The organism is Nocardioides pymetrozini (assembly GCF_046058985.1).
In the GTDB taxonomy this organism is placed as follows: Bacteria; Actinomycetota; Actinomycetes; order Propionibacteriales; family Nocardioidaceae; genus Nocardioides.
In genome coordinates this window covers 382655-408229 of the sequence record NZ_CP175556.1, presented here as the reverse complement: position 1 = coordinate 408229, position 25575 = coordinate 382655, and the positions used below count along the sequence as shown (strand labels likewise).

Annotated in this window: 23 protein-coding genes; 1 reads left to right on the top strand and 22 read right to left on the bottom strand. The window is 74.5% G+C overall.

The window, feature by feature from the left end; genetic code table 11:
* Positions 1 to 78 precede the first annotated feature (78 nt).
* From ACJ5H2_RS01965 to ACJ5H2_RS01860, 22 genes are all read right to left on the bottom strand, one after another.
* Complete coding sequence (locus tag ACJ5H2_RS01965; RefSeq protein WP_408897883.1) at positions 79 to 426, bottom strand: Lsr2 family protein; 348 nt, start codon at positions 424 to 426, stop codon at positions 79 to 81.
* 93 nt (positions 427 to 519) lie between these two features.
* Positions 520 to 1296, bottom strand: a complete 777-nt coding sequence (locus tag ACJ5H2_RS01960; RefSeq protein ID WP_408897882.1) for a type III pantothenate kinase — start codon at positions 1294 to 1296, stop codon at positions 520 to 522.
* Positions 1297 to 1300: 4 nt separating this feature from the next.
* Entirely contained in the window at positions 1301 to 2215 is a 915-nt protein-coding gene (gene nadC, locus ACJ5H2_RS01955) for a carboxylating nicotinate-nucleotide diphosphorylase (protein ID WP_408897881.1), read from the bottom strand.
* Entirely contained in the window at positions 2212 to 3894 is a 1683-nt protein-coding gene (locus tag ACJ5H2_RS01950; protein WP_408897880.1) for an L-aspartate oxidase, read from the bottom strand. Before ACJ5H2_RS01950 ends, nadC begins: the two co-directional genes overlap by 4 nt.
* A gap of 25 nt (positions 3895 to 3919) precedes the next feature.
* Positions 3920 to 4339: an aspartate 1-decarboxylase gene (panD, locus tag ACJ5H2_RS01945; protein WP_408897879.1), complete on the bottom strand. Its 420-nt coding sequence runs from the start codon at positions 4337 to 4339 to the stop codon at positions 3920 to 3922.
* Between the two features lie 29 nt (positions 4340 to 4368).
* Positions 4369 to 5265 (bottom strand): pantoate--beta-alanine ligase, encoded by an 897-nt coding sequence (panC, locus tag ACJ5H2_RS01940; protein WP_408897878.1) that lies wholly within the window; start codon positions 5263 to 5265, stop codon positions 4369 to 4371.
* On the bottom strand, positions 5262 to 6173 hold the full coding sequence (locus ACJ5H2_RS01935) for a Rossmann-like and DUF2520 domain-containing protein (protein WP_408897877.1): 912 nt from the start codon (positions 6171 to 6173) through the stop codon (positions 5262 to 5264). Before ACJ5H2_RS01935 ends, panC begins: the two co-directional genes overlap by 4 nt.
* Before the next feature lie 161 nt (positions 6174 to 6334).
* A complete protein-coding gene (locus tag ACJ5H2_RS01930) occupies positions 6335 to 7960 on the bottom strand; it encodes a glycosyltransferase family 61 protein (protein ID WP_408897876.1) in 1626 nt (541 codons plus the stop codon).
* A 92-nt stretch (positions 7961 to 8052) separates the two neighbouring features.
* Positions 8053 to 9447 carry a polysaccharide pyruvyl transferase family protein gene (locus ACJ5H2_RS01925; protein WP_408897875.1) on the bottom strand — a complete coding sequence of 465 codons (1395 nt, stop codon included), beginning with the start codon at positions 9445 to 9447 and terminating at the stop codon, positions 8053 to 8055.
* A 5-nt stretch (positions 9448 to 9452) separates the two neighbouring features.
* The gene (locus ACJ5H2_RS01920; RefSeq protein ID WP_408897874.1) at positions 9453 to 10859 is read right to left on the bottom strand and encodes an SDR family NAD(P)-dependent oxidoreductase; all 1407 of its coding nucleotides are present in this window, start codon (positions 10857 to 10859) and stop codon (positions 9453 to 9455) included.
* A gap of 20 nt (positions 10860 to 10879) precedes the next feature.
* Entirely contained in the window at positions 10880 to 12061 is a 1182-nt protein-coding gene (locus ACJ5H2_RS01915) for a hypothetical protein (RefSeq protein ID WP_408897873.1), read from the bottom strand.
* Complete coding sequence (locus tag ACJ5H2_RS01910; RefSeq protein WP_408897872.1) at positions 12058 to 13212, bottom strand: hypothetical protein; 1155 nt, start codon at positions 13210 to 13212, stop codon at positions 12058 to 12060. Before ACJ5H2_RS01910 ends, ACJ5H2_RS01915 begins: the two co-directional genes overlap by 4 nt.
* Positions 13209 to 14441, bottom strand: coding sequence for a hypothetical protein (locus ACJ5H2_RS01905; RefSeq protein WP_408897871.1), 1233 nt, complete (start codon positions 14439 to 14441; stop codon positions 13209 to 13211). The genes ACJ5H2_RS01910 and ACJ5H2_RS01905 overlap by 4 nt, the downstream gene beginning before the upstream one ends.
* A complete protein-coding gene (locus tag ACJ5H2_RS01900; protein WP_408897870.1) occupies positions 14438 to 15277 on the bottom strand; it encodes a hypothetical protein in 840 nt (279 codons plus the stop codon). The genes ACJ5H2_RS01905 and ACJ5H2_RS01900 overlap by 4 nt, the downstream gene beginning before the upstream one ends.
* Positions 15274 to 16452: a hypothetical protein gene (locus ACJ5H2_RS01895; protein ID WP_408897869.1), complete on the bottom strand. Its 1179-nt coding sequence runs from the start codon at positions 16450 to 16452 to the stop codon at positions 15274 to 15276. Before ACJ5H2_RS01895 ends, ACJ5H2_RS01900 begins: the two co-directional genes overlap by 4 nt.
* A 77-nt stretch (positions 16453 to 16529) precedes the next feature.
* A complete protein-coding gene (locus ACJ5H2_RS01890; protein WP_408897868.1) occupies positions 16530 to 20111 on the bottom strand; it encodes a CDP-glycerol glycerophosphotransferase family protein in 3582 nt (1193 codons plus the stop codon).
* A 174-nt stretch (positions 20112 to 20285) separates the two neighbouring features.
* Positions 20286 to 20882, bottom strand: a complete 597-nt coding sequence (locus ACJ5H2_RS01885) for a hypothetical protein (RefSeq protein WP_408897867.1) — start codon at positions 20880 to 20882, stop codon at positions 20286 to 20288.
* A gap of 101 nt (positions 20883 to 20983) precedes the next feature.
* Complete coding sequence (locus tag ACJ5H2_RS01880) at positions 20984 to 21484, bottom strand: DUF3180 family protein (RefSeq protein WP_408897866.1); 501 nt, start codon at positions 21482 to 21484, stop codon at positions 20984 to 20986.
* A complete protein-coding gene (folK, locus tag ACJ5H2_RS01875; protein WP_408897865.1) occupies positions 21481 to 22050 on the bottom strand; it encodes a 2-amino-4-hydroxy-6-hydroxymethyldihydropteridine diphosphokinase in 570 nt (189 codons plus the stop codon). Before folK ends, ACJ5H2_RS01880 begins: the two co-directional genes overlap by 4 nt.
* Complete coding sequence (gene folB, locus ACJ5H2_RS01870; protein ID WP_408897864.1) at positions 22047 to 22454, bottom strand: dihydroneopterin aldolase; 408 nt, start codon at positions 22452 to 22454, stop codon at positions 22047 to 22049. The genes folK and folB overlap by 4 nt, the downstream gene beginning before the upstream one ends.
* Entirely contained in the window at positions 22451 to 23338 is an 888-nt protein-coding gene (gene folP / locus ACJ5H2_RS01865; RefSeq protein ID WP_408897863.1) for a dihydropteroate synthase, read from the bottom strand. The genes folB and folP overlap by 4 nt, the downstream gene beginning before the upstream one ends.
* A 26-nt stretch (positions 23339 to 23364) precedes the next feature.
* Positions 23365 to 23931, bottom strand: coding sequence for a TIGR03086 family metal-binding protein (locus tag ACJ5H2_RS01860; protein WP_408897862.1), 567 nt, complete (start codon positions 23929 to 23931; stop codon positions 23365 to 23367).
* 22 nt (positions 23932 to 23953) lie between these two features.
* Here ACJ5H2_RS01860 and ACJ5H2_RS01855 point away from each other — a divergent pair, with 22 nt between their 5' ends.
* Positions 23954 to 25540 (top strand): glycosyltransferase family 2 protein, encoded by a 1587-nt coding sequence (locus tag ACJ5H2_RS01855; protein ID WP_408897861.1) that lies wholly within the window; start codon positions 23954 to 23956, stop codon positions 25538 to 25540.
* Positions 25541 to 25575 lie beyond the last annotated feature (35 nt).

Here is a 25575-nt window from a genome sequence, read left to right as displayed (position 1 = left end):
TGAAACTCACGCTTGGACGAAGAAGGTTCATCGTCCAAGCGTGAGTTTCGTCGTCCAGGATCGCCTTATGTCAGCGCCTCAGTGCGCGCTGTCGTACGCCTCCCGCACCTCCGAGGGGATCCGGCCCCGCTCCGGCACGGTGAACCCGTTCTCCCGGGCCCACGCGCGGACCTCCTTGGCGGAGGCGCCGCCGGCCGCGGACGCCGACCGGCCGCCACCGCTGCGGCGCGCCCCACCGCTGCCGCCGCCGCGGCCCACCTTGCGGCCGTGGCCGACGTACGGCGCGAGCGCCTCGCGCAGCGCGGAGGCGTTCTCGTCGTTGAGGTCGATCTCGTAGGTGGCGCCGTCGATCCCGAAGGAGACGGTCTGGGTGGCGTCGGTGCCGTCGATGTCGTCGACCAGGACGATGTTGACCTTCTGGGCCATGGCGCGGATCTCCTCAGACGTTGGCGTGGAGTTGATGAAAAGCGCCGCATCGGCGCGATATCGGATCCTTGCACAAATGGCGCGGAATATGAATCAGCGCTGATTGCGGGTGAATACCTTCTCCAAGCCGCGCAATGTCAGCCACGGCGCGCGGTGGGTGAAACAACGGCACTCGTCGGCGACCAGAGGAGCGAGATATCCGGTGGAGATCACCGAGATGTCGCCGGGCGCGGCGCCGAGCGCGGCGGTGAGCCGCTCGACCATCCCCTCGACCTGGCTGGCTACGCCGAACACCATGCCGGACTGCAGCGCCTCGACCGTGTTCTTGCCGATCACCCCACGGGGGCGGACGAGCTCGACCATGCGCAGCTGGGCGCCGCCGCGGCTGAGCGCCTCGAGCGAGATCTCGATGCCCGGCGTGATGGCGCCGCCGACATAGCGACCCTGCGCGTCGACCACGTCATAGGTCGTGGCGGTGCCGCCGAAATCGACGACGATGGCCGGGCACGGGAAATCCGCGGCGGCCGCGAGCGCATTGACGATGCGGTCGGTGCCGACCTCGCGCGGATTGTCGACGAGAATCGGGACGCCGGTGCGAATTCCGGGCTCGACGATGACGCGGGGAATGTCGGGGAAATGGGCCGGCAGCATCTCGCGCCACGCATTCAGGACCGCCGGCACGGTCGCGCACACCGCGATCCCGCTGACCTCCTGCTCGCGGGCGCCGAGCAGTCCGCGCAGCAGCACCGCCCACTCGTCGGCCGTGCGGTGCTCGGCGGTGGAGACCCGCCAGTCCGCGTGCACGGCACCGTCGGCGACCAGGCCGAGGACGGTGTGGGCGTTGCCGATGTCGGCGGCGAGGAGCGGCATCGCCTCAGCCCGTCCGGAAGTCCAGCCCGAGGTCGAACACGTTGACCGAGTGGGTCAGCGCCCCGACCGAGATGAAGTCGACGCCGGTCAGCGCCACCTCGCGCGCCCGCTCGAGGGTGAGCCCGCCCGAGGCCTCGAGCGTCGCGTGCCCCCCGGCCTCCTGGTTGATCCGGACCGCCTCCGCCATGTCCTCGGTGCTCATGTTGTCGAGCAGCACCTCGGTGCACCCCGCGGCGAGCACCGCCCGCAGCTCGTCGAGGTCCATCACCTCGACCTCGACCCGCAGGCCGGGATGCGCCGCGACGACGGCCTGGTACGCCGCCACGACACCGCCCGCGGCGACCGCGTGGTTGTCCTTGACCATGGCGCGGTCGACGAGGCTGAACCGGTGGTTGACGCCGCCCCCGCAGCGCACGGCGTACTTCTGCAGCGCGCGCCACCCAGGCAGCGTCTTGCGGGTGTCGAGGACGCGGGCCCGGGTGCCGGCCAGGGCGTCCACCCAATGCGCGGTCGCGGTCGCGACGCCGGAGAGGTGGGAGGCGAAGTTGAGCGCCGTCCGCTCCGCGGTGAGCACGCCGCGCACGGGACCCGAGACGGTGAGCACCACGTCGCCGGGACGCACTCGGGTGCCGTCGGGGACCCGCCCCGTGAGCTCGACGGTGTCGCCGAGGGCGTAGACGAAGGCCAGCTCGGCGACCGCCAGGCCGGCGACCACGCCCGGCTCGCGGGCCGCGAAGTCGGCCACGGCGCGGCCCATGTCGGGCAGCGCGTCGCTCGTGACGTCGTCGACGCCGCCGGGCAGGTCCTCCTCGAAGGCGAGCACGACGTGCTCGTAGACCGCGCGCGGGTCGAGGCCGGCGCCGGCGAGCTCGTCGACCAGCGCCGCCGGGAGCTCGTCGTACGGCGTGCGGACGATCACCGGGCTCCTCCGTCGGTCGCGGGGGCCGGGACGAAGGCGACCGTCGTCGCGCCGTCGTCCATGGTCACGTCGAAGTGCCCCGCCCACTGCTCGTCGTCGCGCTCGGGGAAGTCCTCGCGCCAGTGCGAGCCGCGGGTCTCCTCGCGCAGGGCCGCGGCGCCGGCGAGGGCCGCGCTGATCGTGAGCAGGTTGGTGGCCTCCCACGACGACTGGTCGACGGTCTCGGCGCCGCGCCCCGCGAGCTTGTCGAGCACGGCGGACGCCTCGTCGAGGCCGGGCGCCGAGCGCAGGACGCCGACCCGCGAGGTCATCGTCTCCTGCAGCTCGCGGCGGATGTCGCCCGCGACCAGGCCGGCGGTACGACGGTCCACGGCGGGCTCGCGCCAGGGCGGCAGCTCGCGCGGCAGCACCTCCGCGATCCGGCGCGAGAACACCAGGCCCTCGAGCAGCGAGTTGGAGGCGAGCCGGTTGGCCCCGTGCACCCCGGAGCAGGCCACCTCGCCGGTCGCGTAGAGGCCGGGGACGTCGGTGCGGCCGTGGAGGTCGGTCCGCACGCCGCCGGAGGCGTAGTGGCAGGCCGGTGCGACCGGGATCAGCTCGGTGACCGGGTCGATGCCGTGCGACCGGGCCGTCGCGAGGATGGTCGGGAAGCGGCGCTCCCAGAACTCCCGGCCCAGGTGCCGGGCGTCGAGCCACATGTGCGGGCGCCCGGTCTCGAGCATCCGCTTCATGATCGCCTTGGCGACGACATCGCGCGGCGCGAGGTCGGCGAGCTCGTGCACGCCCTGCATGAACCGCCGACCGCCCGCCTCGGGCAGACCGTCGACCAGGAAGGCGCCCTCGCCGCGGACGGCCTCGGAGATCAGCGGCTGCTGGCCGCGGGAGTCGGGCCCGAGGTACATGACCGTCGGGTGGAACTGGACGAACTCCAGGTCGCGCAGGGTCGCACCGGCGCGCAGCGCCAGGGCCATGCCGTCGCCGGTCGAGACCGACGGGTTGGTGGTCTGGGAGAACACCTGACCGAGTCCGCCGCTGGCCAGCACGACCGCCCGGCAGTGCACCGCGCCGACACCGTCGCGCTCGCCCTCGCCGATCACGTGCAGGGTCAGGCCGGCGACGCCGGTGCGGCCCTCCGCGTCCTCGCCGAGGAGCAGGTCGACGGCCAGGGCGTGCTGGATGACCTCGATGTCGGGAGCGGCCTCGATGGCGGCGATGAGCGCCCGCTGGATCTCCGCGCCGGTGGCGTCGCCGCCGGCGTGGGCGATCCGGTCGCGGTGGTGGCCGCCCTCGCGGGTCAGCGACAGCTCGCCGTCGTCGGTGTGGTCGAAGTTGGTGCCGAGCGCGATCAGCTCGCGGACCGCCTCGGGGCCCTCGTTGACGAGCACCCGCACGGCGTCCCGGTCGCAGGCGCCCGCACCGGCGACGAGGGTGTCGACCTCGTGCTGCTCAGGCGTGTCCTCGGGCCCGAGCGCCGCGGCGATCCCGCCCTGCGCCCACTGGGTCGACCCGGCGTTGAGCACGTCCTTGGTCACGACCAGGACCTTCTCGACGTGCTGGCGCAGGCGGAGGGCGGCCGTGAGGCCGGCGATGCCGGAGCCGACGATGACGACGTCGGCGCGCGTGGTCCACCCCGGGCTCGGGGCGCTCAGGCGCCCCGGGAGGCGCAGCTGTTCGGGCATCCCCGCAGGCTACCGAGTCCGGAGGTCAGCGCGTCGCGGTGACGTCGCCGCGGGACAGCGACGGGTCGCCGAAGGTCTCGGCGGGGTCGAACCCGGTGGCCATGATCTTGTTGTCGGCGTCGACGAAGACGACATGGGGCTGGTACTCCTTGGCCTCCTCGGTCGTCATCTGGCCGTAGCCGATGAGGATGACGAGGTCGCCCGGGTGCACCAGGCGCGCCGCGGCGCCGTTGATGCCGATCACGCCGCTGCCCCGCTCCCCCGCGATCGTGTAGGTCTCGAGGCGGGCGCCGTTGGTGATGTCGACGATGTGCACGAGCTCACCGGCCAGCAGGTCGGCCGCGTCGAGCAGGTCCTCGTCGACCGTGACCGAGCCGACGTAGTGCAGGTCGGCCTGCGTCACGGTGGCGCGGTGGATCTTGCTCTTCATCATGGTGCGCAGCATTGGGCTCTCCCCCGTGTGGAAACTGCTGGTCAGAACTGGATGGGCAGGTTGTCGATGAGGCGGGTGGTGCCGACGCGCGCGGCGACGAGGATGCGGCCCTCGGTGCCGGGCTCCGGATAGTCGGGCAGCTCCTCCAGCCCGGTGGTCCGCAGCGCGAGATAGTCGAGCTCGACCCCCGGCTCGGCCTTGAGCACGCCCATCGCGGCCCACCGCGCCGCCGGGACGCCGTACGCCGCGCGCTCCTGGGCCGCGCGCAGGGCCCGGCTCAGCGCGACCGCCTGCTGGCGCTGGTCGGCGTCGAGATAGCGGTTGCGGCTGGAGCGGGCCAGGCCGTCGGGCTCCCGGTCGGTGGGGGCGCCGACGATGTCGATGCCGAGGCACAGGTCCGCGGTCATCCGGCGGATGAGCGCGAGCTGCTGGTAGTCCTTCTCCCCGAAGATCGCCACGTCGGGCCGGACGAGGCCGAAGAGCTTCGCCACGACCGTCAGCACGCCGCGGAAGTGGCCGGGCCGGCTCGCTCCCTCGAGGATGTCGCCGAGAGGGCCGGGCTGGACGGTGACGGCCTCCGTCGGGACCCCCTCGTGGGGGACGCCGTCGGGGTACATCTCGGCAACGACGGGCGCGAACACGACGTCGACGCCCTCGACCCCGGCGAGCTCGAGGTCGGCCTCGAAGGTGCGCGGGTAGCGGTCGAGGTCCTCACCGGGCCCGAACTGGAGCGGGTTGACGAACACCGACACGACGACCGTACCGGCGGCTCCCGCGCGCTCCCGGGCGACCCGCATCAGGGTCGCGTGCCCCTCGTGCAGCGCGCCCATGGTGGGGACGAGAACGACCGGCGCGGACCGGCCCCCGGGCCGCGACGCGAGCAGGCCGGCGAGGTCGGCCCGGCTGCGCGCGACGGCAGGGGTGGTCAGGGTGCTCACGCCGACTCCACCCGGTGGGCGGGCCGGACCCGGCGCTCGCCGTACGCGCTGAGCACGGTGGCGATGGCCTGGGCGCGGATCGGCAGGAGCCGGCCGTCGGTCACCGCGCGGTCGAGGGTGGCCCACGCCATCGCGACGTACGACGGCACGGTGTCGGGCGCGTTGGTCGAGATGTCCGCGAGGTGGGCCGCGACCGTCTGCACGTCGCCGCGGACGATCGGGCCGGTCAGCGCGGCGTCGCCGTGCGCCAGGGCGTTGTCGAGGGCGGCCTCGAGCAGCGGCCGGAGCGTGCCGGCCGGGTCGTCGACGCCCGCGGCGCCGAGCAGGCCCATGGCCTCGCTGACGAGGGTCACCAGGTGGTTCGCGCCGTGGGCCAGGCCCGCGTGGTAGAGGGTGCGCATCTCCTCGGGCACCCAGGTCGGCCGGCCGCCGAGGTCGGCGACGAGGGACTCGGCGAGCTCCCTCTCGTCGGCGCCCGCGGTGAGCCCGAAGACGCACCCGTCCAGCCGCTCCAGGTCGACCGCCGTGCCGGTGAAGGTCATCGCCGGGTGCAGCGCGATCACCCGGGCGCCGACGGCGGCGGCCGGCGCGAGGACGGCGAGGCCGTGGCGGCCGGAGGTGTGCGCGACGACCTGGCCGGCACGGAGGGCACCGCTGTCGGCGAGCACCGTCACGACATTGGGCAGCATGTCGTCGGGCACGGTGAGCAGCAGGAGCTCGGCCTCGCGCGCGACCTCGCTCGGCTTGCGCAGCGCCACTCCGGGCAGCAGGTCGGCGGCGCGACGCCGGGAGGCGTCGGACTCGCCGGCGGCGGCGACGACCGGGTGGCCGGCGGCGCGGAGACCCGCGGCCAGGACGGCGCCGACACGGCCGGCGCCGATCACACCCACACGCAACAGGTGGGACATCGTGAACCTTTCGTTCCCGTCCCTCCGACCACTCCTGCCGCGAGGCGGAGCCGGTGTGGGTACCGGACGTTGTGCTCAGTGGTGTCGCCCCGGGGCTCCGGGACGCCTCAACGGTACGCCTGCCCAGGAGGGCCGGGAACGGGTCGGGCCGGTGGCCTGCATCACAGGCTGGCGAGCACCGTCCGGAGCAGGGGGCCCTCGCGCGCGTCGTCGTAGCGGAACGGCGACTGGAACGCGCGACGGTCGGCGCGGCACACGATCGTGTCGATCCGGTGCCCACGCACCGCGGCGATGAGCAGCTCGTTCCGCGCGTGGTAGGCGTCCGAGACCACCTCGACCACCCGGGTGGGCTCGGCGACGAAGGCGAGCTGGAAGAGCCCGCTGCCGCCGAACCCGGCGACCACCTCGGCCGCCCTGAACATCCGCACCTGGTCGCCGAGGCTGTGGTCCTCGGGGTGCACGACCTCGAAGCCGTGCGCGCGGAACTGCGCCTCGACCTCGGCGGCGTTGTGGCAGCGCCGCTTGCGTTCGCGCCGGCCGACGAAGATGCGCCGCGGCCAGGCGCGCGGCTGCGCCTGGGCCGCCAGCCGGTCGCCCACCAGGTCCCAGGTCTCCGCGATCCGCGGGTGCACGTAGTGCGGGTTGGACAGCATCGGCGTGCCGGACAGCAGGCGCTCCACGCGGGTCGCCCCCTCGGCGAGCACGACCCGGTCGCCCGGGATGCCGCAGGCGGCGTAGATCTCCCGCTCGTAGGCCATCAGCGCGGGCCGCTGCGGGGTCGCGCACACGACGACGCGCGCGTCGGGGTCCCGGGCCAGCGCCTCGGGCCAGGCCCAGACCCGCGACAGGGTCTCGGTCAGCAGGTGGCCGAAGTGGCCGCGCGACTCGTCGTCGAGGTGGACGAGGGTCCCCTCCAGCCTCGGGAGGTCTGCGGGCGGCGGGTACACCGGCACCGCGTGGCCGGGAGACACCCCCGCGAGGGCCTTGTTCCACAGCAGCGGGCTCTGGTGGTGCCGGAAGCTGTCCGGCAGGACCACCCGGCCGGCGAGGACCACCTGGTGGGGCGCCACGACGACGTCGCGATACTCGCGCAGGCGCAGGGGTACGGCGGCGAGCCCGCGCCCGGCGTGCCGGGACCTCGGCACCGGCCCCTCCTCGGCCCGCGGGAGCGGCGGAGCGGCCGCCTCGACCACCGCCAGCACCCGATGGCCACCCGGCAGCAGCGGCAGGATGCCGTCGAGGTCCTCCTCGCGGATCAGGGCGTGCACGTCGGGCAGGTCGTGGGTGAGGACGAGGTCACCGGCCTCGGCCCGGGCCCGGACGTGCTCGCGCAGTGCCCGCAGCTCGCTGGGCCGCGGAGGGACCTTGAAGGTGCGCAGCGGCCCGGCCGCAGGACCCGGTGCATCGGCGGCGTCCGCCGCGTCGCACAACAGCCGTCCCAGCGGGCCCGGCCGCGGACCGAGCTCGCCGGCGCCGTCGGCGATGACCTGGCTCCCACCGGGGCGGAGGTGGAAGAAGCAGGTGCGGAAGGTGCGCAGCCGGTCCTGGGCACCGGTGTCGACGACCAGGTCGACGGGCTCGCTCGTCGCCAGCACGAGATGGTGCCGGTCCGGGTCCGGGGGCAGGGCCACCAGCTCGGCCGCGGGAAGGTGCTCCAACAATGCCTGCTCGACGGCGGTCCGGTGCGGCCCGAGGACGACGACGCGGGGCGCCGTACCCGTGACGAGGCGAGCGGCCCGCGCGGCCACACGCGCGGGGCGCGACCGGAGGAACGGGCGCCGCCTCATGGATGTCCATGCTGACACCGCGACCCCAGGCGCGTCCGCAGGCGAGACACCCGGGGTGCGTGTCGTCCCGCGGGCGGGCCGGCCGGCACGGCTCAGCCGCGCGGCCGCCGCATGCGCCGGAGCAGTCCGCCCTGTCCGCGGGTCCGTCGGGGCGGTGCCTCCACGCGCGGAGCGGCCGTCCGGGGGGCATCCGCCCGCGTGGCGCCGGCGGCGCGGACCCGCCGCCACTCGGCACGGCGGCGCTCGCGCTCCGAGGTGGCGAGCTCGGCGCGCAGCCAGGCCACCTGGTCCCGCGCGGCCTCCAGGTCGGACAGCGTCGAGGGGGTGATCGGGGGCGGGAAGTCGAGCGCCGCCAGCCGCTCCTCGAAGGCTCGGCCGCCGTCGCCGTCGTCGAAGGCGTTGCCCAGGCCGTGCCGTCGCAGGTAGCCGGCGAAGCGCTCCCACCGGGCGCGGTGGCCGGCGTGCATCGGCGCCCAGTCCGCCTCCTCGAGGAGTCGCGCGGGGTCGACCTCCTCGGGCAGCGAGCGGAGCAGCCGGTGCGGGATCTCGAAGTAGCGGCTCAGCTCGAGGGTGCGCGCGTCGCCGGTCAGGACCAGCGCGGGGGTGCCGGCGAGCACGGCGGCGATGTTGCCGTGGATGCGCCCGCCGACGGAGTAGTCCACCTCGCGCAGGGCCGCGATCCAGGTGGTCGGGTCCACGTGGAGCCGGGCCCGTCCCGCCCGGTAGAGGGGATGCTCGGGGTGGGTCGGGACGTCGGTCAGCCCGCCGAAGTCCGACGAGACGTCACGCCAGCGCAGCTGCAGGCCTTCGAGGGCGTTCTGTCCGAAGAAGGTGGTCTCGGGGAAGCGGTCGACCAGCCGCTCCACGAAGCGCCCGAAGCCCTGCTCGGCGAAGAGAGCATGCGCCCCGTTCACGGCGATGCGCGTGTCGTCGGTGACCGGAGCCGTGCGGGTGGGCGGCAGCTCGGGGCCGTAGCGGAACATCGACGGGCAGCCGATGACCTCCACGTCGGCGAAGCCGAGGCCCTGGAGGTACTCGGCGGTGAACTCGCCGCGGACGCCGATCGTCGGCCCGTGGTCGAGCACGGCCGCCACGAACGCGCGGACGTCGTCCTCGACCGCCGCCATCGCGGTCACGTCGCCGTCGACCCCCGCCTGCGCGCCGACGCCAAGCACGACCACGGGCACGTCGAGGCGGCGGATGATCCGGGTCAGGTCCTGCAGACTGCGCTGGAACGAGGGCCGGAAGGCGTTCGCGAGCGGGATGACCAGGGCGTCGTACTCGCTGTTGATCCACGCCGAGATGCCCTTGCGCAGCCGGAGCCGGTCGAGGTCGACCGTGGTGTCCGGCGTGCCGAGGATCTTCTGCGCGGCCTCGGTGAACACGAGGTTCCCGACGTTGCCGCCGAAGGTGCCCCCGCGCTCGATGGACTGCTCCGGGCTGAGCACCTCGAAGGGGCTCTTGAAGGAGCGCTGCAGGAGCCGCACGACCCTCAGCCGCCGATGACGAAGGGGTCGTCCTTGCGGACGTCGTAGACGTGTCCGGACTGGTCGGAGATCAGGACGTCGACGGAGGTGCGCGCGACGGTCTGCGAGTCGAGCAGCGTGCCGGGGGCCTCCTGCCCGAAGGCCTTCGTGCGCATCGGGGTCGCGGTGCGCTCGGGGTTGATGCAGTTGACCCGGACGCCGGAGTCCGCCCACTCGTCCGCGAGCGCCTGGGTGAGGTTGACCGTCGCGGCCTTCGCCGAGGAGTAGAGGCTGTAGCCCCCGCGGCCGCGGGTGTAGGAGCTCGACGTGAACAGCAGGAGGGAGCCCTGGGTCGCCTTGAGGTGGGGGAAGAACTCCTGGGCGATGAAGATCGGCCCGAGGTAGTTGATCTCCGTCGCCGCGTAGATCGTCTCCTCGGAGGTCTCCAGGAGCTCGCCGCGCGGCAGGACGCCGGCCGTGTTGACCACGAAGTCGATCGCGCCGGCGCGCTCGACGGCCTCCTTCGCCGCCGCCGCGACGTCCGACCGCCGGCCGACGTCGGTGTTGGTGGTCGACCGGCTGAAGGTGAGGACGGTGGCGCCATAGGACCGCGCCAGCTCGGCGATGTCGGCCCCGATGCCGTAGCTGCCCCCGAACACGACCATGGTCTTGCCCGCCAGGTCGGCACGGTAGCCCGCGTCGTCCTTGGCCCGCGGCAGGTCGATCCCGGTGAGCTGGAAGAGCTTGTCGGCGATGAAGACGTCGATCGGCTCGGTGACCTTCATGTTCCGGTCGTCGCCGTGGACCACGATGATCGGCTCGTCCGGGAGATACTTGAGCACCACGCTGCAGTCGTCGGTCGCCGTGAAGTCGGGGTCGCCCGCCGCGATCTCGTAGGCCCGGGCGAGGACGTCGAGACGGAACGCCTGGGGGGTCTGGCCGCGACGCAGGGACGCGCGGGGCGGGATCGCGCGGATCGTGTCGTCCGCGGCGACCTCGATGATCGTGTCCGCGGACGGGATCGCCACGTCGACCGCCGGATAGCTGTCGAGCGCGGTGAAGCACTCGCCGATGATCCGCGGCGTGACGAGCGGCCGGACCGCGTCGTGCAGCAGGATCCGGGTGGCGGAGGGGTCGCCGGTGCCGGCGAGGTGGTCGATGGCGCGCTGGGTCGTGTCGTTGCGGGTCTCGCCGCCCTCGAGGATGGCGGTGACCTTCGGGTAGGCGCCCTTGCGGGTGATGTCGCGGACCGCGTCGGTGTGCCCGGGCGTCATCATGACGACGACCTCGTCGACGTCGGGGTGGTCGTGCAGTGCCAGCAGGGTGTGCTCGAGCAGCGTCTTCCCGGCGACCTTGATGAGCTGCTTCGGGATGTCGAGCCCGACCCGGCTCCCGACCCCGCCGGCGAGCAGGACGGCGACATTCCTCGTCATGGTGGGCAGTCTCCCACGCGTCACGCGTCGCGGCGGATTCGGCGGAGCGCGCGCCGGCGCAGCTCGGCGAGGATGTCCCGCCCGGCCGCGGACTCCAGCCCGGCGCTCGCCGGTGCTCCGGGCTCACCGATGCGGCGCGGCAGCTTGAGCCCCACCCGGAAGTAGGCGTCCATCATCCGGCCGGCCGACGCCACGTCGACGACCTCGGGCACCTCGACCTCCGCGGGAAAGGCGTCCGGGTCGCTGAACAGGTGGCGCACGTCGCCGAGCACCTGCGCGCCCGACGCCTGCAGGGCCTCCACCCAGTCGGCGACGTGCTCGTTGGCCCGCTCGACCGCCCAGCGCGGCACCCGGATCGGCTGCTGGCGGGGTGCGGCCTCGACGACGGGGCGCAGCTTGATCTTCCGGGTGTCTCCGGCGGTGGCCATCCACGCGTCGACGTCGCCGCCGTGGTCGCGGTACGACGCGGCGAGCTGGCGCAGCATCTCGGCCTCGGGCATCGGCAGCGACAGGTTGCGCGACGGCGAGAGCTCGAGCAGCTCCGGGACGCCGAGCAGGCCCTCGAAGACGCGCAGCAGCCAGGTGTGGTCCGTCGGGTCCAGCACCACGAAGACCAGCCGGTCCTCGCCGAACGCCGAGCCCCAGTCACGCAGCACCCGGCGCGGGTTGAGCCGGCGCAGCGACTGGCCGGGGGTGTAGCCCTCGCCGACGCCGCCGGGCGGCTCCTCCGCGAAGCGCACGCGCAGCCAGTCGTCCAGCGGCAGGCGCTCGGCCCGGCGCAGGCTCTGCTGCCACAGCGAGCCCAGCTGCGGACCGAGGGCGCGGATCGTCGTGACCACGTACGACGGACCGAGCTCCTCGCGCAGGCCCCGGATCCGCTCCGGCATCGCCAGCGAGAGCGACTCGCTGGACCAGAACGTCGCGCGGGCGGTCGACGTACGGAACTCCTCGGCGAGCTCCCGCCAGCGCTCGTTCTCGGCCGGCCAGTACGAGCGCACGTCGCCGGCCGCGGTGATGGCGACCTTGCGCTCGTGGGCGCGCCGGGAGACGTTGTGGGCGCCATGCTCCTCGAGCGCCGCACGGGCGGCCCACAGCGAGTGCTGCAGGACGGTGGTGCCGGTCTTCGGCATCCCGATGTGGAGCAGCCTCGCTCCGTCGGGCAGTCGGTGGCGGACATGGCGGGCGTGGTCGGCGCTGGTCATCCGGACCTCCTCGATGCTCTTCCCCGCGCGATCGCCCGGCGCCCGAGCTCGCGGACGAGGGCGCGCCCGCCGACGGCGGACAGGTCGGGCGGCCGGGCGGGCGACGCCGCCGGGCGGGCGAGCGCCGCGCGGAAGCAGGCGTCCATCAGCCGGCCCGCCGACGCGACGTCGACACGCGTCGGCGGCTCGAGCTCCTCCGGCCGGCCCTCGGCGTCGACGAAGAGGTGGGCGACGTCGCCGACGATCGTCGCGCCGGACGCCCGGAGGCCGGCGACCCAGGCGGCGGTGTGCTCGTTCGCGCGCTCGGCCGCCCAGCGCGGCACCGGGATGGGACTGCGCGGCGCGGCGTCGACGACCTCCTGGAGGGAGGTACGCCCCGGGTCGCCGATCGTGGCCATCCAGTCCCGGCGCTCGCCTCCGGAGTCGTGGAAGGCCCGCGCCAGGTGCCGCAGCGCCTCGGCCTCCGGCCAGGGCAGTGAGGCGTTCGTCGACGGCACCGGCTCGAGCAGTCGCGGGACGCCGAGGAGGGCCTCGAACCGTCGCAGGAGCGCGTCGCGGTCGGTGGGGTCCAGCACGACGAAGACGAGCCGGTCCTCGCCGAAGGCCCGCCCCCAGGCGTGGACGACGCGACGCGGGTCGCTGCGGCGCACCGCGTCCCCCCGGACGTGTGGACGCTCGAAGTCCGGCTCCTCGCCCGGGTCCCCCAACCGGTCGTGCAGCCAGTCGTCGAGCGGGACGGTCGCACCCCGGCGCACCCCCTGCTGCCAGCGGGACGCGAGCTGCGGGGCGAGGGCGCGCAGGGTGGTCACGACGTACGCCGGGCCGAGCTCGGCACGCAGGTGCGCGACCCGCTCCGCCGACGCGAGCGAGAGCGCCTCGCTCGACCAGACGGTGCGGCGGGCGGTGGAGGTGCGGAAGTCCGCGGCGAGCGCCGCCCACCGCTCGGGTCGCGGCTGGTGATGCTCCCGGGCGCTGCCGACCGCGGTCAGCGCGACGTCACGCTCGTGCGGTCCGCGCGAGACGTTGTGGACGCCGTGGGCCGCGAGCTGCTCGCGCGCCCGCCACAGGGCGTGCTGCACGGCGGTCGTGCCGGTCTTGGGCATCCCGATGTGGAGCACCTTGGCGCCGTCGGGGAGGGCGGTCGCGGTCACCGGTCGTCCCCGCTCACGAGTCGGCGTCGGGCCCGCCGGGCGAGCTCGCGGGCCGCCGCCGCGCGGGGCCGCTCGCGGTCCCGCTCGGCGTCGCGGTGCTCCGTGACCGCGCGATGGCGCGACCACGCCGCCCGTTCGACGGGGCCGGCCAGGTCACGGTGCTGGGGCAGCGGGTGGACGCCGGTGAGCTTGCTGACGATGCCGGCCGCGAGCGCCGCGGCCGCGGCGGCGTCGATCGCGGTGACCGGGGCGTTCTCGCCCTCGGCGGGGGCGAGCGCGCGGTCGGAGAGGAGGCCGAGGTCGCCGATGATCCGGGCGCCCGAGCCGGCGATCCGCGCGGCCATGGCCGCGCCGATCTCGAGCGCGCGGTCGACGGCCCACGGCGGCGTCAGCAGGCGCTCGGCGGTGGGGTCCGGCGGGGCGGCCTGCAGGCCGCGGGCCGCACCGAAGCGGACGAAACGGCCGTGGTCGGCGCTGGACCACGGGGCCTGCGTGGTGCGCTCCACGAGCGCCTGCATCAGCGTGGCCTCGGCGGAGGTGAGGGACCGGTTGGTCTTGTCCGCCGGTGGCCGGAGCATCCCCTCCGGGAGGCCGAGGAGGGTCTCGAAGGCTGCCGGGAGCCCACGGTGGTCGCGGTCGTCGACGACGATGACGCTCACCCGGTCGCCCCCGACGAGACCGACCCAGCGCTCGACCAGGCGGTCGTGTCGGTGCCGCCGCCAGAACGACGGCGTGAGGGTGCCGCTCTCCGGCTCCCCCTCCTCTCCCAGGATCTCCCGCAGCCACGCGTCGTACGACGGCACCCGGATGTTCTGGGTGTACTGCTGCCACTGCGAGCCGACGAGGCGCACGATGGGGCGCACCGTGATCACCACGTGCGTGCGGGGGCCGAGGGTGTCGAGCACCAGGCGCGCGCCCTCGTCGGTCGCCTCGCAGAAGACCTCGCTGCTCAGCACGCCGATCCGCGGCTCGCTCGCACGCATCTGGTCCACGAGGTCGAACCAGCGCTGCCGGTAGATGTCGAGGTTCTTGCCCGGGTACACGTGGCCCAGGGCCACGGCCATCGACGCGTCGATCTCGTGGGCCGCCTCCCCCGGGTAGGCCACGCCCCGCTCGGCGAGGGCGGCGCGTGCCTCCCAGAGCGCGCCCTGCATGGCGGTCGTGCCGGTCTTGTAGGGACCGATGTGGACCAGGGTGCTGCCGTCGGGCAGCGGCCGGAGCGCGCTCATCGCACACCGCTGCGCATGCGCGCCAGGAGCGCCCGGGCCGGCAGCTGGTCGAGCGGCACCACCGTCGGCCGGTCCGGCGCGAGGTCGACCCGGGTCTCCAGCAGGCCGAGCATCACCTCCAGGGCCGCGTCGGCGGCGACCTCGATGGGGACCCGGCCGTGCTCGGGCGGCACCGGCCACAGCAGCGCGTCGCGCGGCCCGCTGACGGTGACGCCGTCGGCCTCCAACGCCGCGAGGGCGGCGCGGCAGGCGTCGCGCAGGGTCCGCGCCTCGGTCGCGTCGACGTCGGGGTCCGTGTCGAGCGCCCGGGCGATGCAGGCGGTCGCGTACTCGATGCCGTCGGCGGCGGTCTGCCAGCTCGGCGGGAGCAGGACCTCGACCTGGCCGGCCAGCGCGTCGGCGTAGGCACGCGCGGTCTCCTGCCCGCCGGGCACGCTCTGCAGCGGCAGGGGGTCGGCCTCGGTGTGCCGGGCGGCGGCCGCGACGTCGAAGCGCGGCCAGCGGCGGCCGGCGGCCAGCTCGAGCAGCTGCTCGAGCGAGGTCACCTCGTCGAGCGAGACCGCCAGGTGCAGCGGCGCGGCCTCCGAGTGCAGCGACCGGACCTCGGCCACCCACGCCGCGAGACCCTCCGGCGTGGGCTCCGCCAGCAGCTCGGCGATCGCGCCGACGACCAGCAGGGTCCGGTCCGCCGGCAGCGCGTCGACCTCGACCGCCGTGATCTCGGGACGCTCGTCCTCGTCGCGGCCGACCCGGTCGTCCTCGAGCGAGGCCCACCAGGTGGGCACGGCGAAGACGTTCATCCCCGGTCGCGCGTCGGGGACGTGGAGCAGGCTCATCGGCCCCGCGCCCGTCGCCGCGCGCGGCGGGCCAGCTCGCGCACCAGGGCCCGGCCGTCGTACGTCGTCAGGTCGGGCGGGCCCGTCGCCGGAGACGGCTGCGCGGCGGCGTGGCGGAGCGCGGCCGTGAACGCGACGTCCATCAGCCGCCCCGCGCTCGCGACGCCGACGGTGCTCGGGACCTCGACCTCCTCCGGCTGCTCGGCGGGGTCGACGAACAGGTGCGCGAGGTCCCCGACCACCGTGACGCCGGAGGCCTCCACGGCGGCGTTCCACGCGGCGACGTACTCGTTGGCGCGCTCGGCCACCCAGCGGGGCGCGCGGATCGGGTGCGGCGTGGTGGTCGCGGTGTAGTCCCGCAGCGGCTGGCGGGCCAGGACGTTCATGACGGCCATCCAGGTCGGGTGGTCGCCGCCGTTGGCGGTCCAGGCGCGGTTGAAGTGCCGCAGCATCTCGGCCTCCGGATAGGGCAGCGAGGCGTTGGCCTCGGGCACCGCCTCGAGGAGCTCGGGCACGCCCATCAGCCGCTCGAAGACCCGGAAGGTGCGCGCGCGGTCCGCGGGGTCCGGGACGACCAGGACGATCCGCTCCTCGCCGAACACCGCGCCCCACTCCTCGACGATCCGGCGCAGGCTGAACCGGTGCAGCGCCGGCATGAAGCGGGTGTACTCGACGGTGACCTCGCCGTCGACCGTGACCGCCGCGAACTGGTTGGCCGCCCACTCCTCCAGGGACTCGGTGCCACGGCGCCGCAGCCACTGCTGCCAGTGCGAGACCATCAGCGAGCCGAGCGGGCGCAGGGTCACGACGATCCGGGTGTCCGCCCCCAGCTGCTCGGCGAGGTACGGCAGGCGGGGCGCCTGCGCGACGCAGAGCGACTCGCTGGACCAGAAGGTGCACCGCGCATCGGAGGTGCGGAAGTCCCTCGCCAGCTCCTCCCAGCGGGCACGCCACCGTTCCTGGCCGGACCAGTAGTCCTCGAGCGCGCCGGTCGCGAGCTGGGCCACGCGCATCTCGTGCCGGCCCTTGCCCACGTTGTGGACGCCCAGCTCCTCCAGCCGCGGCCGGGCCCGGTCGAGGGCGCCCTGCAGCGCCGTCGTACCCGTCTTCGGCAGTCCGATGTGGAGGAACCGCGAGCCGTCGGGCAGCGCCTCGGGAAGGTCGACTGAGCGCATCGCGCGGACTACTCCTTCGATGGTGCGGGAGCCTCGATCCTAGAGGGCCGTCGCCCGGGCGGCTGTCGGCCGCCCGGTCACGCCTCCCCGAAGAACGCCGACGCGACCCGCTCGGCGGCGTGCCCGTCCATGTGCCTGCTGAACCGCGCGTGGAAGGCGTCCATCGCCCCGGCGTACCGGCGCTGCAGGCCGTCGATGTCGCGGAGCAGCTCGACCACCTGGTCGGCGGTGTCGACGTGCGGACCGGGGGCGGTGGGGCCGTAGTCGTAGAGGAACCCGCGCACGCCACCGACGTAGGTGTCGAGGTCGGGGACGAGGAAGACGATCGGCCGCCGGGTCAGCGCGAAGTCGAAGCGCAGCGAGGAGTAGTCGAGCACCGCCGCGTCGGCCGCGAGGATCAGGTCGTTGATCTCGGGATACTCGGTGACGTCGAGGAAGCGGGTCGCCCCGGTGCCGTCGCCCGCGGGGTTGTGGAAGCGGTGGCCGCGCAGCAGCAGGACGTAGTCGGGCCCGAGCTCGCGGGCCGCCGCGGCGATGTCCAGGTGGTGGACCGCGTCGGCCGCACGCCAGTTGGTCGCCTGGTCGTCGCGCCAGGTCGGGGCGTAGAGGATCGCCTTCTGGTGCGCCTCGATGCCGAGGCGCCGCCGCGTGTCCTCGCGTACGGCGTCCGCGCGCTCGCCCACGAGGACGTCGTCGCGCGGGTAGCCCTCGCTGTGGATCGGCCCGTCGTAGGCGTACTCCCGGCGGTAGTACTGGTCCATGTCCGGGTCGGGCGTGAGGATCAGGTCCCACTGTCGCGAGGTGCGGTCGAGCTCGAGCTCGATGCGGCGCGGCGGGTAGTGCTTGGCCTCCCACATCCGGATGCCCATCGACTTCGACGGGTAGCCGTGGAAGGTCTGCAGCAGCCGCTGGCCGGGGCGCTTGCGGAACCAGCGCTCGGGGTCGATGTTCATGCAGAGGTGGCCCGCGGCGGCCAGGACGCGGTACCACTCGCGCGTGGTCAGGACGACGGGGACGCCGCCCTCGGGGACCCAGGAGGCGGAGGACGCGACGCCCCAGTAGAGCGTGAGGTCGGGACGGGTGCGGCGCAGGTGCTCGTGCAGCGCGAGCTGGCTGTCGGTGGCGGAGGCGCCGACATAGGACTGGAAGTACACCGCGTCCGGCTCGAGCGGGATGTCGCCGTCGGCGTACCACTCCTGGAGCCGGGTCTGCCCGAAGGGCACCCGCTCCTCGACCGGGACCGGCGGCAGGAGCTCGACGCCGGCGGTCCGGCCCTCCTGCACGATGCGGGCGGAGTAGTGGGTGCCCACCATGAAGTGGTGCAGCCGGTCGATCGCGCGCTCGCCGAGGAGCGCGCGGACCGTGCTCTGGCCCGAGGCGACCGCGAGCCAGAGCCAGCCGGGAGCCAGGGGGCGCTGGCCGAGACCCCAGCGGTCGCTGGTGAGCTCCACGCTGGCGCGGACCTCGCCTGGGGCGTCGCCGGGACGCAGGTCCGTGGCGAGGATCTCGGCGCCGCCGGCCTGGGCGAGCAGCACCAGGCGGGCACCGTCGGCGACGGGGGCGCCGAGCCAGCGACCCGCGACCTCGAGCCGCAGGTCCTCGACCGTCAGCTCGTCGACGACGAGGGTGCCGGCGGTCTCGTAGAGCTCGGTGTCTCCCGTCGGGGTGCGGGAGCCGACCACCTCGCCGGCACCGACGGCGAGCCACTGCGGAGCGCCCGCCGGCCAGCCCAGGGCGAGCGCCCGCCCGTCGGCGGCCAGTGCCTGCACCTGCCAGCGGCGCTGGCCGGTCCAGGCCGCGGGCAGCTGGAGCCGGAACCCCAGGCCGCCGTCCGTGGGCGTCGCCTCGCCCCTCACCTGCTGGGTGCCCTGGGTGACCCGCACCGCGGTGATCGCGGTCCCGTCCGTGGGCTGGTCGAGCACGCCGGACACGGTCCGCCCGGTGACCTCGAGCGCGCGCAGCCGCGGCCCGCGGTCGGGGCGCACCCGCAGGCCGACCACGTCGGAGCGGGGGTTGAAGGCGACGACGGAGCCGGCGACGGGACGGGGGGCGAGGTGGTCGCGGCCGATGAACCCGGCGGAGGCCTGCTCGTCGATGAGCGGCACGGCGCCGGAGCGTCGTACGCCGTCGACGTCGATGTCGACCTCGAGCACCCAGGTGGCCTCACCCCGCTCCGCGCTGGCGGCGACGACGTCGGCGACCGGCACCGTGGCGTCGAAGGCTCCCCAGGAGAAGTCCTGGTGCCGGCGCAGCGCCTGGTTGGCGCGGTGGTCGCGGAACGGGCGGACCTCCAGCGGGATCCGCTGGCCGGTCTCCCGGTCGACGAGGGCGCAGGCGAGTACCGGGAAGCCGCTCATGTGGACGAAGTCGATGGCGGCGAAGACGGTGAGCTCGAGGGTGGTCGCGTCGACCCAGCGCGCCTCGCGCAGCATCCCGCGGAAGCGCGTCTCGTCGGCGGTCATCTCGAAGAGCTCGGGCGGGATCCCGAGCGTGGTGTCGTCGTGGTGCGGCAGGAGCGCCCACACCCGGCCGTCCCGCACCTCCGTCGGTCGGTTGCCGCGGGTGAACAGCCGGCCGCCCAGGAATTCCTCCAGCGCGGCGCGGTGGTCGTGCTGCAGGAGCCAGAGCTTGACCCGGGACTCGGCGGCGAGCCGGGCCCACACGTGCTCGTCGGCGGCGTCGAGGAGCATCCCTACGTGGTCGCGCAGGGTCGTCCACTGGTGCTCGTCGGCGCGCTCGACGTCGGCGATGAGCGGCTGGACGGCGGTGTCGAGGACGCCCCACAGGAACCACTCGCTGACCTCCGGCAGGCCGAGCGCCTCGACCCGGTGCCAGGTGTGGTCGTTGCGGTCGATCCAGTCGGGGAGGCCGCTCAGCACGTCCGGGACGGCGCCCACCTGGACGCCGTCGCGGCGGTTCGTGGGGATGTAGGTGAAGTCGGTGAGCAGGTCGAAGGCGGGTGCGCGCTCGACCAGGCCGAGGGCGACGTCCGCGCCGTCGGGGAAGTCGTCGGTGAAGCGCAGCCCCGAGGACCTCCAGAAGTCGCGGGTCACGAGCTTGTTGCCGAGGCCGAGGTCCGTGACGGCGACCGGTGTCGCCGCGAGGGTGGTGGCACGCACCGGGGTGTGGTGCGCCGCGTCGTACGCCGAGTCGGGAATCCAGCCGGCGATGTCGGGCTCGCGCATCGCTCCCACCACCACCGGCGAGGAGGTGCGCCGGTGGGCCTCGACGAGGCGCTCGATGCCGGTGTGGACGAAGTCGTCTCCCGCGGCCGTGACCACCACCACGAGCTCACCGGAGGCGGCCGCGACACCGGCGTTCCGGGCGGCGGCCAACGACCGCTCGACGCGGACGCGGGTCTTGATCCGCCAGTCGTGCGCGGCGTGCTCGCGCACGGTCGCGGTGACCCGCTCGTGGCGGCCGAAGCGCACGACGAGGACCTCGATGTTGCGATAGGACTGGACCTTCAGCGAGTCCAGGCAGGTGCCGATCCGCGTCGTGTCGTCGTCGCTGACCGGGAGCACCACCGTGACGAGCGGCCCCGAGAACTCACCGCGGAACCTACGGGTCGCCCGGCCGACGGGCCCTCGCAACCGTCCGGGTCCTGCCTTGGCGAGCCGGATCAGGCTCTGCTGGGCGCGGGCGCGGTCGAAGGCCAAGGCGGCAGCGTCCTTCCGGGTGGCGGGTCGGGTCGCCCGATGCTACCCAGCCCCCGCGGGCGCGAGGTGCGAGGAAGGGGGGTGCGAGGTGTCAGGCCCGGGCGTGCGAGGTGTCAGGCGTGGGTGGCGGCGTACCCACTTCTCACACCTCGGGACCCCGCTTCTCACACCTCGTCAGGCGGGGCGGCGGGCCTGGGTGCGGGCCTGCGCCTCGAGGGCGTGGATCTGCGCGGTGAGGACGTCCAGCTCCGCCTCGAGCTCGGCGACCCGTACGACGGCCTGGCCGGCGCGCTCCTCCGCGTCGGCGAGCTGGCGGCTGAGGCGCTCGATGGTGCGCTGCGCCTCCTCGGCCCGCTCGCCCGCGTCGGCGAGCTCGCGCCGGGCGTCCGCCAGCTCGGCGGCGGCGTCGCCGAGGCGCTTCTCGAGACGGGCGATGGTGGCGTCGCGCTTGGCGACCTTGCCGGTCATGTCGGCGGCGAACTCGACGTTCTCCGCGGTCCGGGCCTCGGTGAGGTCGGCGTACGCCCGTGCCTGGCCGGCACGATCGCGGGCGGCCTCACGACGGGAGTCCAGGAGCTCGGCGTGGGTGATCTTGGTGGCGGCCGTCCCCAGGGCGACGGCGACTGCGGCGGCGATCGTGACCAGGACCCAGGAGCCGGTCACGGCGGTGCCGGCGACGGCGAGCGCCGCGAGCACGAGGAGGAGCGCAGCGACCACGACCCGGGTCGAGCGCTGACGACGGCGGTTGCCGGACATCGCGGGGGAAGCCATGCCAGCCACGCTATGCCTCCGCGGCGCCGTGGCCGCGCAGACACGCTCGTCACATCCGTCCCAACCGTCACAGCAGGCCTCGGTCAGGCTGCCAGCGCGGCCTAGGGGTCGTCGTGGACGCGGCACGCTCGCTCGAGCAGCAGCGCCGCGGCGACCGCGGCGAGCGCACAGGCCGCGGCCACGAAGGAGCGCACCATCCGCTCGTCGGCGAGCTCGGCGTGGTCGCCGACCCAGGACAGCCCGTAGCCGACGTACCCACCGGTGACGAGGGCGGCGACCAACGCGCTGGCGCGGGCGAGCACCAGCCGGTTCACCGCCTGGTGCGTCTCCAGCCGCTCGCGCCGGACGTGCACCGCGCGGTGGGTCACCCAGGCGACATAGCCCAGGATCGCGGCCAGCAGGAGCAGGGCGAGCGGCTGCGCCCCCGACACGAGGGGAGGTACGACGCCCAGCCGGTCGCAGAGCGGGTGGAGGGCCCAGCCGCCGACGAGCCCGACGGCCGCCCAGGCCAGCAGCGTGCCGGCTCCGGTCGGGCGCAGCTCGCCCGCGGGCGGGCTCGGGGGCTCCTCGTCGGGCTCCCGGACGGGGCCCTCGCGGCTCACTCGAACTCGAGGACCAGGTCGTCGCGCAGCTTCAGGCCGTCGGTGCCGACCTTGTCGAGCAGCTCGGCGACCGGGCCGTGGTCGAGCAGCTCGGCGTCGGGCTCGAGGTCCAGCCACGGCTTGAGGACGAAGGCGCGCTCGTGGGCGCGCGGGTGGGGCAGCCTCAGCACGTCGGTGTCGCTGCGGCGGTCACCCACCGCGATCAGGTCGACGTCGAGCGTGCGCGGAGCGTTCTTGACCTCGCTGCGCTCGCGGTCGAAGGCGTCCTCGATCGCCAGGGCCCGGTCCAGCAGGCGGTGCGCTGAGAGCGTGGTGTCCGCGAGGACGACCGCATTGAGGAAGTCCTGGGTGTCGGGAGGGCAGTCGACCGGGGCGCTCTCGTAGACCGGGGAGACGCCGGTGACCCACACCTCCGGCGTGTCCGCGAGCACCCCCAGCGCTCCCTGGAGGGTGGCGAACCGCTCGCCGAGGTTGGATCCGAGGGCGATCACCACGCGCCGGATCGGTCGCATCTCGCCCGTCAGCGTGTCCGCGTCGACGATGTTCGGATTGGGGGTCTCGGTCATGCTGGGCCCTCTGCCTTCCCGGTTCGGTCTCCCGTGCCCGCCGCGTCACGGCGCCGGGTGATGGTGAGCTGTACGTCGGCGAACGTCGCCTGGATCGGCGCATCCGGCTTGTGGACGGTCACACGCACCCATTCAACACGAGGGTCCAACAGGCAGGTGTCCGCGATCCGCTGCGCGAGCGTCTCGATGAGGTCGACCGGGTCCCTCGTCACGGCGGCCGCGACCTGGTCCACGAGGCTTCCGTAGTCCACGGTGTCGCGCAAGTCGTCCGACGCCGCCGCGGGCGCGGTGTCGACGCCCAGCGTGAGGTCGATCCTGAAGACCTGGCCGTCGCGCCGCTCGTGGTCGAAGACCCCGTGGTGGGCGAAGCACTCGATGCCGAGGATGCTCAGCTCGTCGCTCATGTCCTGCTGTCCCTTCCCGGCGCCGCGGCCCGGTCCGCGGCGGCACCACCCCACTGTGCCGCAACGGCGAGGGCGTCGCGGTGGGCACGCACATCGTGGACCCGCAGGCACCACACCGGAGCGCCGCCGAGGCCGGCGGCGAGGAGCCCGCTCAGCGCGACGCCGGCCGCCTCCCGCTCCCCCACCGGCCGGGGCTCGCCGTCGGCGTCCTCGAGGAGCCGGCCGAGGAAGGTCTTGCGGCTCGCGCCCACCAGGAGCGGAAAGCCGAGCTCGGCCAGCACGTCGAGGCGGCGCAACAGCTCCCAGTTGTGGTGCGCGAGCTTGGCGAAGCCCAGGCCGGGGTCGAGCACGACCTGCTCGTCGTGCACGCCCGCGGCGCGCATCGCCGCGACCCGATCCGCGAGCTCGTCGCGGACCGCGGTCACCACGCCGCCCTGCTCGTCGTACGCCGCGAACTGCTGCATGCGGTCGCTGTGGGCGCGCCAGTGCATCGCGACATAGGTGACGCCGGTGCGGGCCACCACGTCGAGGATCTCCGGGTCCGCCAGTCCGCCGGACACGTCGTTGACGATCTCCGCGCCCGCCTCCACCGCTCGCGCCGCGACCTCCGCGCGCATCGTGTCGACCGACACCCGCGCCCCGTCGGCGGCCAGCGCCTCGATGACGGGTACGACGCGGTCGAGCTCCTCGGCGGGCACGGGTCGGGTCGCGCCGGGCCGGGTGGACTCGCCGCCGACGTCGAGGATGTCGGCGCCCTGGGCCAGCAGCGCCCGGCCGTGCGCGACCGCCCGCGCCGGGTCGTCGTACCGCCCACCGTCGGAGAACGAGTCGGGCGTGACGTTGACGACCCCCATGACGAGGGGCGTCGACGAGCGGCCGGTCATGGCCCAAACCCTAGTGGTCGGCGCGCTCAGCGCCAGCGGCCGGTGAGGCGCAGCAGTCGCTCCTGGGGGGCGGCGCCGTGGTCAGGTGCGCCGGGCGCCGCAGGGGCGTAGTAGCCCTGCTCGCGGAGCCGGTCGACGGTGGATGCGGCAGCCAGCAGGAAGGCGCACAGGTCCGGGTCGATGGTGCGGTCGCCGTCGATGCCGACGGCGATGTCCCAGGCGTGCAGGGTCTGCTCGAGGACCCGCAGCTCGAGCAGACCGCGACCCGGGATCTCTCCGGCGACGTGGGCGACCGGCCGCTCCAGGGCGCCCGGCTCGGCCAGTGCGGCGCGCAGGGACGCCGCGTGCTCGTCCAGCGCGGCCACCGCATCGGTGCCCACGAAGTCCCAGGCGCGGCTGGCCTCCACCTCCGCGCGGGGCGCCCCGGTCAGCCACAGGCGGTAGCGGTAGCCCCCGCCGAGGACGTGGTCGGCCACCTGGCGCACCGACCATCCCTCGCAGGCGCTGGGCTCGTCCCACTGGTCCGGGGCGACCGCGGCGAGCTGGCGGCGCAGCAGGGCGGTCGAGGCGTCGAGAGCGACGAAGGCGTCCACAGGCCGACACTAGACTCCCGCCATGGCCGAGGCTCCCCACGACCCCTCCGTCGCCCCCCTCGTCTCGGTCGTGATCCCGACCTTCCGCTCCGGGCCCGGCCTGGACCGGGCGATCGCGTCACTGGACGCCCAGACGCTCCCCCAGGACCGGCTCGAGGTGCTCCTGCTCGACGACGGCTCGCCGGACGACACGGCGGCCCGGATCGAGGCGATCGCGGCCGGGCGCGCCAACTACCGGGCCTTCGCGCTGGAGCCGTCGGGGTGGCCGAGCCGGCCCCGCAACATCGGCGTACGCGAGGCGCGGGGCCGCTATGTGCTCTTCCTCGACCACGACGACGAGCTCTACCCCGACGCGCTGCGGGCCGCGGTGGCGCTCGGCGACGAGGCCGGGGCCGACGTCGTCAACGGCAAGGAGGTGCGCACCCAGGTCGCCCGCTGGGGGCTGACCCAGTACACCCGCGACCTGCGCGACGCCCGGGACGAGCCGCTGCGCGGGCTGCTGCCGATGACGCCCCACAAGCTCTACCGGCGCGCGTTCCTGCTCGAGCACGACATCCGCTTCCCCGAGGCGCCGCGGCACCTGTGGGAGGACCTGTTCTTCCACGTCGACGTGATTCGACACCTGCCCGCCGTAGCCGTGCTGAGCTCCACGCCCTTCTACCACTGGCGCAAGACGGCGGAGAACAGCTCCACCTCCACCGACGGCACGAAGCTCGACTACAGCGGCGACCCGGAGTACTGGCCCTACCTGGACAAGCTCTTCCGGCTCGTCTCCACCGTCGAGGACGCCTCCGTCCGCGACGAGCTGCTCGTGCAGAACGTCCACGTGCGCCTCGTCTCGCAGCTCGGCCAGCGAGCGGGCGAGGACGCCGGGGCGGTCGCGTCGGCTCGGGCGGAGGTCGCCCGCATGCTCGCGGCCTACGTGCCGGCCGAGCTCGACCGACGCCTCCCCGACCGCAGCCGGGTGGCCATCACGCTGTTCCGCGCCGGCCACGCCGAGGCGGCCGCCGACTACCTCCGCGACGGGATCGGCCGGCGTCCGGAGTTCACCGTCACCGCCGTCGAGGACGCTGGGGAGGGCGCCGTGACGATCACCGGCACCGTGCGGTGGAGCCGGATCCCGGGGCAGCCCTTCGCCCGGCGTACGGCGGCGGGCGAGGTGGTGCGCGACCTGCCCGAGCCTCTCGCCGGCCTGCTCGCCGAGCGCGGGCTGACCCCCTCCGCGGACGTCTCGGCGGCCTTCGTCGACGTGGCGATCCGGCACGCACCGACCCGGGTGAACTGGCTGCTGCCCTCGACCTCGGAGGTCCGGCTCGTCGAGCAGGCGGACGGCACGCTCGAGCCCGAGGGGCGCTTCACCGCCCGCTTCGACCCCCGCACGGCGGCGATGGGCAACGCGCTTCCACCGGGCGCACACCTGGTCCTCGGCATGTGCGAGCTCGACGGGCGTACCGGGATCAAGCGCGCGTTCAGCGACCTGCCCGCCGGCACCGCGGTGGGGCCGGTGCGGCTCGACTACTCCGCCCAGGACGGGCTGCTGCTGCGGCTGCCGGCCGAGGAGCCTCCCGCCGCGCGCCGGTCGCTGCTTCAGCGGCTGCGGCGGGGGTGAGAGTCGGCTCCGGGGGGGCTCCGGCGGGGGCGCCC